This is a genomic window from Nonomuraea sp. ATR24, assembly GCF_041950485.1.
GTDB lineage: Bacteria > Actinomycetota > Actinomycetes > Streptosporangiales > Streptosporangiaceae > Nonomuraea > Nonomuraea ceibae.
This window is the reverse complement of the sequence record NZ_JBGNUU010000002.1, coordinates 48156-60780: the sequence shown is the minus strand read 5'-3', so window position 1 is coordinate 60780 and position 12625 is coordinate 48156. Positions and strand designations below refer to the sequence as shown.

Here is a 12625-nt window from a genome sequence, read left to right as displayed (position 1 = left end):
GGGCCCGGTCTTCCCCCCTGAGACCGGGCCCTTCGGCATGCTCAGCGGCAGCCCGCCTCGATCTGCCCGGCCGCCGCGCGATAGCGCTTGAGCAGCGCCACCTGCCGCTCGCGCGGCGTGCGCGACTTCGACAGGTCCGCGGTCGTGGACTCGACCGTACGCACCGCCGTGCCGAGGGAGTCCGGCAGGCGGGGGCCGAACTGGCGGGTGATGCCGTGCACCTCGGCCAGCCGGCCGATGACGGCGTCCTGGAAGTCCTGCTCGTCCTCGTGGCCCGCGGGTTCGAGCAGCAGGCCCGCGTAGCCGATGGCGGAGACCACGCGCGCGCACGGGTCGTCGTCGGGGTCGCCGCCGGTGCTGTAGGTGCCGGTGGAGGGTGAGGGACCGCAGGCGGCGGTCAGGAGGACGAGGAGCGCCGAGGCCGCGAGACGTTTCACACCGCCCATTGAAGACCGTCGGCCGCCAACGGAGAAGGGGCCCCCGCAGGAGCCCCTTCCCGTGCCTGATCGTCCGTGCCTCACGCCTTGGCGAGCGTGCCCAGGTAGAGCTCGATGACCTTGGGGTCGCGGGCGAGCTGGCGCCCGGTGCCGGTGTAGGCGTTGCGGCCCTGGTCGAGCACGTAGCCGCGGTGGCAGATCTGCAGGCAGCGCCGGGCGTTCTGCTCCACCATGATCACGGTCACGCCGGCCTTGTTGATCTGCTGGGCCTGGATGAACACCAGGTCCTGCAGCTTGGGTGACAGACCGGCCGACGGCTCGTCGAGCAGCAGCACCGACGGCTCGGTCATGAGCGCCCTGGCCATCGCCACCATCTGCCGCTCGCCGCCCGACAGGGAGCCGGCCCGCTGCTTGCGCCGCTCCTTGAGCGCCGGGAACAGCTCGGCGACGAACTCGAAGCGCTCCTTGAACTTGCCGGGCACCTGGAAGGCGCCCATCTCGAGGTTCTCCTCGATGGTGAGGCTGGGGAAGACGTTGTTGGTCTGCGGGACGTACCCGACGCCCCGCGCGACCAGCTCGTGCGCCTTCATGTTCGTGATGTTCTCACCCTTGAGCGTGACGCTGCCGCTGCGGATGTTGACCAGCCCGAACATGGCCTTGAGCAGGGTCGACTTGCCGGCGCCGTTGGGGCCGATGATGCCGATCAGCTCGCCGTCGCCCACGTAGAGGTCGGAGCCGTTGAGGATGTTGACGCCCGGCAGGTAGCCGGCGATCAGCTCGTCGCAGCGCAGGACGGCGTTCTCGGCGCCGGCCACGTGCGCGCTGCGGTCGGTGACCGCCGACGTGGACTCGGGGACGGCGTTCACTTCTTCGTCTCCTCTTCGAACTCGGCCTCGAGCGCCTGCTCGGCCTCGTGGAGCTGTTCGGCGAGCTCGCTCTCGTCGAGCGGGGCGTCGTGGTGGGCGCCCAGGTAGGCGTCGATGACCCGCTCGTCCGACATGATCGTGTCGGGCGGGCCCTCGGCGATGACGGCGCCCTGGGCCATGACGACGACCCAGTCGCTGATGTCGCGGACCATGTCCATGTCGTGCTCGACGAACAGCACGGTCATGCCCTGCTCGCGCAGGTCCTTGACGTGCCCGAGCAGCGACTGGGTGAGGGCCGGGTTGACGCCCGCCATCGGCTCGTCGAGCATGACCAGCTCCGGCTGGACCATGAGCGCGCGGGCCATCTCCAGCAGCTTGCGCTGGCCGCCGGACAGCGACCCGGCGAAGTCGTCGCGCTTGGCGTCGAGCTTGAAGCGGACCAGCAGCTCCTCGGCCCGCTCGGTGATCTCGTCCTCCTGGCCGCGCCAGATCGCCGGCACGAGCGCCCGCCAGAAGTTCTCGCCGCGCTGCTTCTGCGCGCCCAGGCGCATGTTCTCCAGCACGGTGAGCTTCGACAGCGCCTTGGTGAGCTGGAACGTGCGCACCATGCCGGCGCGGGCCACCTTGTGGGCGGGCACGCCGTTCATGTTGCGGCCGTTGAACGTCCACTGGCCGGAGTCGGCGGTGTCGAAGCCGGTCAGCTGGTTGAAGAACGTGGTCTTGCCGGCGCCGTTGGGGCCGATCAGCGCGGTGATGGAGCCGCGCTGCACCTCGACGTGCTTGACGTCGACGGCGGTCAGGCCGCCGAAGCGGCGCACCACGTTGTCCACGACGAGGATCGGGTCCGGCTTGGCCACCCCGGGGTCGTGGGCGAGGTCCTTGAAGGCGGCCAGGGCGGCGGCCTTGCGGTCGGTGGCGGTTTCAGCGTGCATCGATTGCTATCTCCCTCTTGTCACCGAAGATGCCCTGTGGCCGGAAGACGAGCAAGAGGATGAGTCCCAGCCCGACGAGGAGGAAGCGGAACGGGCCCACCTGGGTGGAGTCCAGGAAGGTGATCGCGCCCGACTCGACCGCACCGCTGAGCACGCCGTTGACCAGCACCAGCAGCACCCAGAAGATCGCCGAGCCGACGACCGGGCCGAACACGCGGGCCGCGCCGCCGAGGATGACGATCGTGTAGGCGAAGAAGGTGGTCTCGGTGCCGAAGATGTCCGGCTGCACCGAGGCGTAGGCCAGGCCGTAGATGAAGCCGCCGAGGCAGCCGATGACGCCGCCCAGGATGAGCGACTGCATCTTGTACGAGAAGACGTTCTTGCCGAGGCTGCGCACGGCGTCCTCGTCCTCGCGGATCGCCTTGAGCACGCGGCCCCACGGGCTCTTCATGAGCAGGAAGACGATGGCGCAGGAGAGGGCGACGAGGATCCAGCCGACGACGAGCACCCACAGCGTCCGCTCGCCGAACAGCAGCCAGCCGAACCCGTACTCCCCCTCGGGGAAGGGGTTGAGCGCGTAGAAGCCGTCGGAGAAGCCGCGCCGGCCGTCGGAGCCGCCGAAGACGTCCTTGAACGCCACCGAGCGGAACACCAATCGGACGATCTCGGCCGCCGCGATGGTGACGATGGCCAGGTAGTCGGCGCGCAGCCGCAGCGTGGGGATGCCCAGCACGAGCGCCAGCAGGACGGCCGACAGCAGGCCGACCCCGATGCCGATCCAGAACGGCAGGCCGAGCACGGTGACGGTGACCGCCAGGCCGTAGCCGGCGACCGCGAGGAACGCCGACTGCCCGAAGTTGAGCAGGCCGGTGTAGCCGAAGTGGATGTTGATGCCGATCGCGGCGAGCGCGTACCAGACCGTCTCGACGCCGATGGCGGCCTTGACGGTGGTGGAGATGATCGTGATCCAGTCCATGGTTCCCCCCGTCAGCCGATCCGCTCGCGGCGGCCGAGGATGCCCTGCGGCCGGAAGAGGAGCACGATGATGAGCACGGCCAGCGCGCCGACGCTCTTGAGCTCCGGCGGCACCCACAGCGTGGAGACCTGGATGAACAGGCCGACGATGATGGAGCCGACCAGCGCGCCGAACGCCGTGCCGAGCCCGCCGAGCGTGACGCCGGCGAAGATGAGCAGCAGGATGTCCTGGCCCATGGTGAACTTCAGGTTCTGCGACAGGCCGAGCATGATGCCGGCCAGCGCGGCGATGGCGCCGCCCATGGTCCAGATGATGCGGATGACCCGGTCGACGTTGATGCCGGAGGAGGCGGCGAGCGCCGGGTTGTCGGCCACGGCACGGGCGGCCTTGCCGGTGCGGGTGCGCAGCAGGGCGACGCCGACGACGACCAGGACGATCAGCTCGATGCCCATGGCGACGAAGTTCTTCGGCGCCGCCGAGATCGGGCCGACCTGGATGCCGGGCTGGGCGTTGTACTGGGCGAACGCCTCGCTCTGGCCGCCGAACAGGATGAGGAAGAGGTAGCGCAGGAAGATCGCCACACCGATCGAGACGATCATCATGGCGATGATGCCGGTGCCGCGGCGGCGCAGCTGGCCCCAGAAGAACCTGTCCTGCGCGTAGCCGAGCCCGCCCGCGAGGATGACCGCGATGATCGCGGCGGGGATGAGGTGCAGGCCGATGCCGGTGTTGAAGGCGTAGGCGAGCAGTGCGCCGAGCGTGACCAGCTCACCGTGGGCGAAGTTGGTCAGGCCGGTGGTGCCGTAGATGAGCGACAGGCCGAGCGCCGCCAGGGCGATGATCAGCCCCAGGTTGAGACCCTCGAAGGTGAGCTGCGCGGCCCGTTCCCAGAAGGCGCTGCCCCCGCTGCCGGGCTGCGCGGGCTCCTCGCCCGCGGCGGTCTTGGGCTGCAGGGCGAACAGCACGCTCGCCGGGTTGCCCTCGTAGACGGTCGGCGTGCGGACGTTCTTTCCGCCGACGATCTGCAGGTCCGCGGGGAGGGTGCTGACATCCAGCGTGACCTTGAACTTGCCGGGCTTGTCGACCGGCACCTCCCATGTGCCCTTGGCGTCACTGGTGACCTCCTGAACGGGTTGTCCGCTCTCGGTGGTCACGACGATCTTCACGCCGTTCACTGGCTGGCCTTGGTGTTGGAGTGTTCCCCTCAGGCTCTGTTCCGGATCCGCCGCATGGGCAGGAACGGCGAGCAGGAGAATGAGTCCACCCAGGAAGGCCGTGAACGCGATCACGGCTCTGCGCAATGGTGCTCCCTCAGATAGGTCAAGGCGGGGTTGTGCCCCTCCATCTCGACACGCGGGCATCGCAGGCACGACTGGGATGCTGTGGCGGGAGCTTATTCCGGGTACGCCCGGTTCAGTATGGTTCGTCACCAATTAGTGACATGCGTGTGTCACTTGTGTGAGCAAACAACGCGGCAGGTCAGGGGCTAAATGAGCGGACACGCCTGGCGCGGTGACTAACGAATCCCTAACGATACAAGCGGAATTCATAAAAACGAGCCCGGGGGAGACCTTTGGTGCCGTATGAGGCTTCCCCGGCCTCACCCGTTGTCTACTCGGCCTCCCCGCGGGCTCCGCTGGGGACAACCGTAGCGATCCCCGGGCCCTGTGCGCAAAGGGGCTGGTGCGATCAGGCGTCGCGCAGCATGCAGGTGAGGCGGGAGGTGCACACCCGCCGCCCCTGCTCGTCGGAGATCTCGATGTCGTACGTGGCCAGCGTGCGGCCGCCGTGCAGCCGGGTCGCCACCCCCGTCACGTGCCCGGAGGTCGCCGGACGGTGGTGGGTGGCGTTGATCTCGATCCCCACCGCGATCCTGCCGGGGCCGGCGAAGAGGGCGGCCCCCGTCGAGCCGAGCGTCTCGGCCAGCACCACCGAGGCGCCGCCGTGCAGCAGGCCGTACGGCTGCGTGTTGCCCGCCACCGGCATCCGCGCCACCACGCGCTCGGCGTTCGCCTCCAGGAACTCGATGCCCATCCGGTCGGCCAGCGTGCCCTCGTGCACGGCGGTGAAGGAGGCCGGGTCGATCTGCGTCAAGGGGACGCCTCCAGTCTTTCGAGCTCGGGTTTTCTGTCGCAGTTGGAGACTAGGCTGCCTGTGTGCCGAAGAGTGAAGTGACCCCCAGCCGACCCTGCCTGCTGCTGCTTGACGGGCATTCCCTGGCTTATCGCGCGTTCTACGCGCTGAAAGACGCCAACCTGATGACCACCGACGGTCAGCACACCGAGGCGGTCTACGGGTTCACCTCGATGCTGACCAACATCCTGCGTGACGAGCAGCCCACGCACGTGGCGGTGGCCTTCGACCGATCGGAGCCGACGTTCCGGCACGAGGAATACTCCGATTACAAGGCCAACCGCAGCGAGACGCCCGAAGACTTCCGCGGCCAGATGCAGCTCATCTACGAGCTGCTCGACACGCTGCGCATCCCGCGCCTGTCCAAGGCCGGCTTCGAGGCCGACGACCTGATCGCCACGCTGGCCACCCGCGCCGGCGCCGAGGGCATGAGCGTGCTCATCGTCACCGGCGACCGCGACGCGCTGCAGCTCGTCAACGACGACGTCACCGTGCTCATGACCCGCCGCGGCATCAGCGACATGACGCGCTTCACGCCGGAGGCCGTCCAGGAGAAGTACGGCCTCACCCCGGTGCAGTATCCCGACTTCGCGGCGCTGCGCGGCGACCCGTCCGACAACCTGCTCAGCATCCCCGGCGTCGGTGAGAAGACCGCCGCCAAGTGGGTGCGCGAGTTCGGCTCGCTGACCGAGCTCGTCGACCGGGTCGACGAGGTCAAGGGCAAGGTCGGCGACAAGCTGCGCGAGCACGTCGCCCAGGTGCTGATGAACCGGCGGCTCACCGAGCTGCTGCGCGACGTCCCCCTGGAGGCCGAGCTGTCCGACCTCAAGCAGGGCGCCTGGGAGCGCGAAGAGGTCAACAAGCTGTTCGACACCCTGCAGATCCGCGGCGAGCTGCGCGAGCGCGTCTTCAAGACCCTCGGCACCGGCGAGCAGGAGCCCGACCAGGGCTTCGAGGTCGAGACCGTGATCCTCGGCCCCGACCGGGTGGCCGGCTGGCTGTCGGCGCTGCCCGAGGGCCGCGCCGGCGTGGCGTTCAAGGGCGTCTACGGCAGCGGCACCGGCCGCGTCGACGCCATCGCCATCGCCTCCCCCGACGGCACCGCCGCGCACATCGACCCGGTCAAGCTGACCGAGGCCGACGAGGCCGCGCTGCGCGCCTACCTGGCCGACCCCGGCAGGCCCAAGGCCGTCCACGACGCCAAGGGCCCCATCCTGGCGCTGTGGGCGCAGGGCATGGAGCTGCGCGGCCTGTCGTGCGACACCGCGCTGGCGGCCTACCTGGCGATGCCGGGGCAGCGCACGTTCGCGCTCGAGGACCTCGCCCGCCGCTACCTCAACCGCGACCTGCGCGCCGAGGAGGAGTCCGACGGCCAGGCCGCCCTGTTCGGCGACGACGAGGACGCCCCCGCCAAGGACCTGGCCCTGCGCGCCCACGCGGTGCGCGAGCTGGCCGACGCCCTGGAGGGCTTCCTCGCCGGGCGCGGCGGCACCCAGCTCCTCAGCGACGTCGAGCTGCCGCTGCTGACCGTGCTGGCCGAGATGGAGCGCGCCGGCATCGCCGTCGACAGCGAATACTTCGCCGGCCTGGAGGCCGAGTTCGGCGCCGCCGTCAAGCACGCGGTCGAGGAGGCCCACCGCTCCGTCGGCGAGCAGTTCAACCTCGGCTCGCCCAAGCAGCTGCAGGAGGTGCTGTTCGTCAAGCTCGGCCTGCCCAAGACCAAGAAGATCAAGACCGGCTACAGCACCGACGCCGACCAGCTCGCCTGGCTCGTCACCCAGACCGAGCACGAGCTGCCGACGATCATGCTGCGCCACCGCGACCAGACCAAGCTGCGCACCACGGTCGAGGGCCTGATCAAGGAGATCGGCGACGACGGCCGCATCCACACCACCTTCAACCAGATCATCGCCGCCACCGGCCGCCTGTCGTCGGAGAAGCCCAACCTGCAGAACATCCCCATCCGCACCGCCGAAGGCCGCCGCATCCGGCAGGGCTTCGTCGTGGGCGAGGGCTACGAGACGCTGCTCACCGCCGACTACAGCCAGATCGAGCTGCGCATCATGGCCCACCTGTCGGGCGACGAGTCGCTGATCGCCGCGTTCGAGTCGGGCCACGACTTCCACCAGGCCACCGCCGCCCGCGTCTTCGACCTGCCGCCCGAGCAGATCGACGGCGAGCTGCGGGCCCGCATCAAGGCGATGAACTACGGCCTCGCCTACGGATTGTCCGACTTCGGGCTGGCGGGCCAGCTCAACATCCCGGTCGCCGAGGCGCGGGCCCTGAAGGAGGAATACTTCGAGGAGTTCGGCGGCGTGCGTGACTTCCTGCACGACATCGTCCGCCAGGCGCGCACCAATGGCTACACCGAGACCATGATGGGCCGCCGCCGCTACCTGCCCGACCTCACCAGCGACAACCGCCAGCGCCGCGAGATGGCCGAGCGGATGGCGCTCAACGCCCCCATCCAGGGGTCGGCGGCCGACATCATCAAGGTCGCCATGCTGCACGTCCGCCAGGCGCTGGCCGAGGAGGGGCTGGGCTCGCGCATGCTCCTCCAGGTGCACGACGAGCTCGTCTTCGAGGTGGCCCCGGGCGAGCTGGAGATGCTGCGGCAGCTCGTGAGCGACCAGATGAACGCCGCCTACCAGCTCCGGGTCCCCCTGGAGGTCTCCGTCGGCATCGGCCGCACCTGGGAAGACGCCGGCCACTAACCCGCACCCAGCGGGAGGGCCCGCCCGGCGCGGGCCCTCCGCCCGGGGCGCGCCTTCCGCACGGTGCAGACCCCGTCCGGGTGGGCGGGCGCCCGCGCGCCCCGGCCCCGGCACGGCGTGGGCGCTCTGGGTGGCCGCCTGGCGCGGCCCCCGGGTGGCGCGCGCCCCTTCCAGGCCCTATCCCCGGCTGGTCGGGTCCTCCGGCTGGCGTGTGGCCCCCGGGCGGGGGAGGCTCTTCCCGTCGTGCCGCCTCCCCGTACGGCGGGCCCCTCGGGGTGGTCGGGGCCTCGGCGCGGTGGGGGCCCTCGGGGGCGCGCTTGCGGGGGTGCTTGCCTCACGTGAGGGCGTCGGGGCAGGTGGTGCCGGGGTCCTGGGTGGGTTGCGGAGGGGCGGGTTTCGTCCTGGTTCGGCGGGGCATGGCACTTTTTTCGTGATCCTTTGGATTACGCTGAGGAAAGCTTTCCCCGAGTGGCACAGGAGTTTTGTGCAGTCCCTTACGCGGATCATCGGCGTGACGAACGTCCTGGTCGTGGTCACGGCGATCGTCGGGCTGTGGCTGGTGCCCGGCGACCGCCCCGTGGCGGCCCCGCCCGCAAGGGCCCAGGAACGGTCCACCACGGCCGCGCCGACGGGCCCGGCGGTCGGCGAGGTGGCCGAGCCGCCGGGCGTCGTGGCGACCCCCGAGTTCGCCAAGCAGGTCAAGGCCAACGAGCTCGGCAAGGTCCCGGTGCTGATGTACCACCGGCTGGTCGGCAAGCGGCGCTCGTCGATCGACCGCACGCCGGCCCAGTTCAGGCAGGAGCTGGAGAAGCTCGCCAGGAAGGGGTACGTGCCGATCAGCGCGGCGGAGTTCGCGGCGGGCGACATCCGGGTGCCGGCCGGGAAGTTCCCGGTCGTGCTCACGTTCGACGACGGCCATCCCAGCCATTTCGCGCTGGACGCCGCCGGGAAGCCCGCCCGGGACACGGCGGTGGGCATCCTGCTGGACGTGGCCGCGCGCCATCCGGGTTTCCGGCCGGTGGCCACGTTCTGGGTCAACCAGACGCCGTTCGGGCTGCGGAGCGAGCGGGAGCAGGAGGCGGCGGTGCGCTGGCTGACCGGCAACGGGTTCGAGGTGGCCAACCACACCTGGTCCCATCCGGACCTGCGCTCGCTCGGCACGAAGAAGGTGCGCAAGCAGATCGCCAGGCTCGACCGGATGCTGGGCCGGCTGGGCGTGGACAAGGTGACGACGCTGGCGCTGCCGTACGGGTCGATGCCGCGTTCGAAGAAGGCGGCCCGGCAGGGGGCGTGGGAGGGCACGCGTTACGACTACGACGGGGTGTTCCTGGCCGGGGCCGAGCCGTCCGTTTCGCCGTACGCGAAAAAATTCGACAGGGGTGCGATCCAGCGGATCCAGAGCAACGGCAAGAAGGGCGAATGCCGCAAGTGGTGCTCGCAGTACTGGCTGGAATGGCTGGACAAGCACCCGGGCGAGCGTTATGTGTCCGACGGCGACCCGGAGCGCGTCTCCATCCCTCGTCGGCTTCGGGGTAATATCGAGGCAAAGCACAGGCCCCGGGTCAACGCTTACTAGCCGCGGTGGATGTGCCGGTTGGATTGACCCCGTGGCGATGGTCTCATATGCTGATCGCTGCGCTGTGGGCTCGCGCGCGCCTCAGACGGAGCGGGCTCGCGCTCGGTCACGTCGATGTCGTAACTCCTCGGCTTGATGCGGAAGAGGGCCTGCCGCGCATCGCCACATCGACATCTGTCCGCGTTCGGAGCAATTCCACACATGACGTCCAGCACTGAGGCCACCTCGAGCACCCCGCAGGTAGCGGTCAACGACATCGGGTCCGAGGAAGCCTTCCTCGCCGCGATCGACGAGACCATCAAGTACTTCAACGACGGCGACATCGTCGAGGGCACCGTCGTCAAGGTCGATCGAGACGAGGTTCTTCTCGACATCGGCTACAAGACCGAGGGTGTCATCCCCTCGCGCGAGCTTTCGATCAAGCACGATGTCGACCCTGCTGACGTCGTGGAGGTCGGCGAGCACGTCGAGGCCCTGGTTCTCCAGAAGGAGGACAAGGAGGGCCGCCTGATCCTGTCCAAGAAGCGTGCTCAGTACGAGCGCGCCTGGGGCACGATCGAGAAGATCAAGGACGAGGACGGCATCGTCACCGGCACCGTCATCGAGGTCGTCAAGGGTGGTCTCATCCTCGACATCGGCCTCCGTGGCTTCCTCCCGGCGTCCCTGGTCGAGATGCGCCGTGTCCGCGACCTGCAGCCGTACGTCGGCCGCGAGCTCGAAGCCAAGATCATCGAGCTCGACAAGAACCGCAACAACGTGGTTCTGTCGCGCCGTGCCTGGCTTGAGCAGACGCAGTCGGAAGTTCGCCAGACCTTCCTCAACACCCTCCAGAAGGGCCAGGTCCGCAAGGGCGTCGTGTCCTCGATCGTCAACTTCGGTGCCTTCGTGGACCTGGGTGGCGTCGACGGTCTGGTCCACGTGTCGGAGCTGTCCTGGAAGCACATCGACCACCCCTCCGAGGTTGTCGAGGTCGGCCAGGAGGTCACGGTCGAGGTCCTCGACGTCGACATGGAGCGCGAGCGCGTCTCCCTGTCGCTCAAGGCCACCCAGGAAGACCCGTGGCAGCAGTTCGCCCGCACCCACCAGATCGGCCAGGTCGTGCCGGGCCGCGTCACCAAGCTGGTGCCGTTCGGCGCGTTCGTCCGGGTCGAGGAGGGCATCGAGGGCCTGGTCCACATCTCCGAGCTGGCCGAGCGCCACGTGGAGATCCCGGAGCAGGTCGTCCAGGTCGGCGACGAGATCTTCGTGAAGATCATCGACATCGACCTCGACCGTCGCCGGATCAGCCTGTCCCTCAAGCAGGCCAACGAGGGCGTGGGCACCGAGGTCGAGTTCGACCCGACGCTCTACGGCATGGCGGCGACCTACGACGACCAGGGCAACTACATCTACCCCGAGGGCTTCGACCCGGAGACCGGGGAGTGGCTCGAGGGCTTCGACAAGCAGCGTGAGGAGTGGGAGCGGCAGTACGCCGAGGCCCAGCAGCGCTACGAGGCCCACCGCAAGCAGATCGAAGAGGCCCGCAAGGCCGAGGCCGAGGCCGGCGAAGCCGCTCCTTCGTCCTACAGCGGTGAGTCGCAGCCCCAGTCGAGCAGCTCCTCGTCCGCTCCGGCGGCCGGCGCTCTCGCCTCCGACGAGGCTCTCGCGGCTCTGCGCGAGAAGCTCGCGGGCGGCCAGAGCTGAGCTAGCTGATCGCTGAACGAAGGCCCCGTACGGATCTCCGTACGGGGCCTTTCGTCATCCCGGAACCGGACCACCCACGCCGGAAAACGGGCCTCCCGAAATGCCCATATGCGGAAGCATCCTTTCCGCATGGGGCGACATCGTGGGCCCCATGAACGACATCACGCCCTTCCGCGTTGACATCCCCCAAGCCGACCTTGACGACCTGCGTGACCGCCTGCGCCGCACCCGCTGGGCGCGGCAGCTTCCCGGTGGCGGATGGCGGCGCGGCGTCCCGGTGGACTACCTGCGGGAGCTGGCCGCGTACTGGGCCGACGGGTTCGACTGGCGGGCGCAGGAAGCCAGGCTGAACGCGTTCCCGCAGTTCACCACCGAGATCGACGGGCAGCGGGTGCACTTCCTGCACGTGCGCTCGCCCGAGCCCGGCGCGCTGCCGCTGATCCTCACGCACAGCTGGCCCAGCTCGGTCGCCGAGTTCCTGGAGCTGGCCGGGCCGCTCGCCGACCCGCGCGCGCACGGCCTCGACCCGGCGGTGGCCTTCCACGTGGTGGCGCCCTCGCTGCCCGGCTTCGGCTTCTCGCCGTTCCCCGAGCCCGCCGACGAGCGGCCCTGGTCCGTCGCCCGGGTGGCCCGCGTCTGGGCCGAGCTGATGGCCCGGCTCGGCTACGAGCGCTACGGTGCGCACGGCAACGACGCCGGCGCCCTGGTCACGCCGCAGCTCGCCGCGCTCGACAGCGAGCACGTAGCCGGCGCGCACATCACCGCCGGCCTCGGCATCCCCACCGGCGACCCGGCCGAGCTCGCCGGCGCGACCGAGGAGGAACGCGCCGAGCTGGAGGCGGCGACCGCCTGGATGGGCCAGGGCAGCGGCTACGGCCCCTACCTGGCGGCCCGCCCGCAGACGCTCGCGCACGGCTTCGCCGACTCGCCCGTGGCCCAGCTCGCCTACCTGGTCGAGCGGTACAAGGAGTTCGACGGCTGGCCGGAGGAGATCCCCGCCGAGCCGATCCCGCGCGACCTGCTGCTCACCAACGCCTCCCTCTACTGGCTGACCGGCACCGGCGGCTCGTCGTCGTGGACCTACTACGAGGGCGCCGCCGGCCTGCCCGTCGACCAGACGGCCGTGCCCACCGGCGTGTCGCACGGCGGCCCGGCCGCCTTCGCGCGGATCGCCGGGCGCAAGAACACGCTCACCCACTGGGGCGGACGCCACAGCCCCAGCCACATGGTCGCCATGGCCGTCCCCGGCGACGTGGTGGCCGACCTCCGCGCCTTCTTCGGGAGCCTGCCGCTGAAGTAGGGTGCTCG

The 12625-nt window shown here is 69.7% G+C and carries 10 protein-coding genes; 4 read left to right on the top strand and 6 right to left on the bottom strand.

The genetic code is table 11. The features are described from left to right. Window positions 1-41: 41 nt before the first annotated feature. The 6 genes from ACBI99_RS04145 to ACBI99_RS04120 form a co-directional block, all read right to left on the bottom strand. Window positions 42-437, bottom strand: a complete 396-nt coding sequence (locus tag ACBI99_RS04145; RefSeq protein WP_219502499.1) for a hypothetical protein — start codon at window positions 435-437, stop codon at window positions 42-44. An 80-nt stretch (window positions 438-517) separates the two neighbouring features. After that, window positions 518-1303, bottom strand: a complete 786-nt coding sequence (locus ACBI99_RS04140) for an ABC transporter ATP-binding protein (protein WP_219502501.1) — start codon at window positions 1301-1303, stop codon at window positions 518-520. Further along, window positions 1300-2235: an ABC transporter ATP-binding protein gene (locus ACBI99_RS04135; protein WP_357590953.1), complete on the bottom strand. Its 936-nt coding sequence runs from the start codon at window positions 2233-2235 to the stop codon at window positions 1300-1302. The genes ACBI99_RS04140 and ACBI99_RS04135 overlap by 4 nt, the downstream gene beginning before the upstream one ends. Continuing rightward, a complete protein-coding gene (locus ACBI99_RS04130) occupies window positions 2225-3211 on the bottom strand; it encodes a branched-chain amino acid ABC transporter permease (RefSeq protein ID WP_219502506.1) in 987 nt (328 codons plus the stop codon). The genes ACBI99_RS04135 and ACBI99_RS04130 overlap by 11 nt, the downstream gene beginning before the upstream one ends. 11 nt (window positions 3212-3222) lie before the next feature. Beyond that, on the bottom strand, window positions 3223-4377 hold the full coding sequence (locus ACBI99_RS04125; protein ID WP_308125676.1) for a branched-chain amino acid ABC transporter permease: 1155 nt from the start codon (window positions 4375-4377) through the stop codon (window positions 3223-3225). A gap of 523 nt (window positions 4378-4900) precedes the next feature. Beyond that, window positions 4901-5245, bottom strand: coding sequence for a hotdog fold thioesterase (locus ACBI99_RS04120; protein ID WP_219502705.1), 345 nt, complete (start codon window positions 5243-5245; stop codon window positions 4901-4903). A gap of 122 nt (window positions 5246-5367) precedes the next feature. Between ACBI99_RS04120 and polA the strand changes: the two genes are divergently transcribed. The 4 genes from polA (at window position 5368) to ACBI99_RS04100 (ending at window position 12617) form a co-directional block, all read left to right on the top strand. Next, window positions 5368-8058 carry a DNA polymerase I gene (gene polA / locus ACBI99_RS04115; RefSeq protein WP_219502514.1) on the top strand — a complete coding sequence of 897 codons (2691 nt, stop codon included), beginning with the start codon at window positions 5368-5370 and terminating at the stop codon, window positions 8056-8058. Window positions 8059-8542: 484 nt separating this feature from the next. Next, entirely contained in the window at window positions 8543-9634 is a 1092-nt protein-coding gene (locus ACBI99_RS04110; RefSeq protein ID WP_375071696.1) for a polysaccharide deacetylase family protein, read from the top strand. A 201-nt stretch (window positions 9635-9835) separates the two neighbouring features. Continuing rightward, window positions 9836-11317 (top strand): 30S ribosomal protein S1, encoded by a 1482-nt coding sequence (gene rpsA, locus ACBI99_RS04105; protein WP_219502519.1) that lies wholly within the window; start codon window positions 9836-9838, stop codon window positions 11315-11317. Between the two features lie 151 nt (window positions 11318-11468). Beyond that, window positions 11469-12617 carry an epoxide hydrolase family protein gene (locus ACBI99_RS04100; RefSeq protein WP_375071695.1) on the top strand — a complete coding sequence of 383 codons (1149 nt, stop codon included), beginning with the start codon at window positions 11469-11471 and terminating at the stop codon, window positions 12615-12617. Window positions 12618-12625 lie beyond the last annotated feature (8 nt).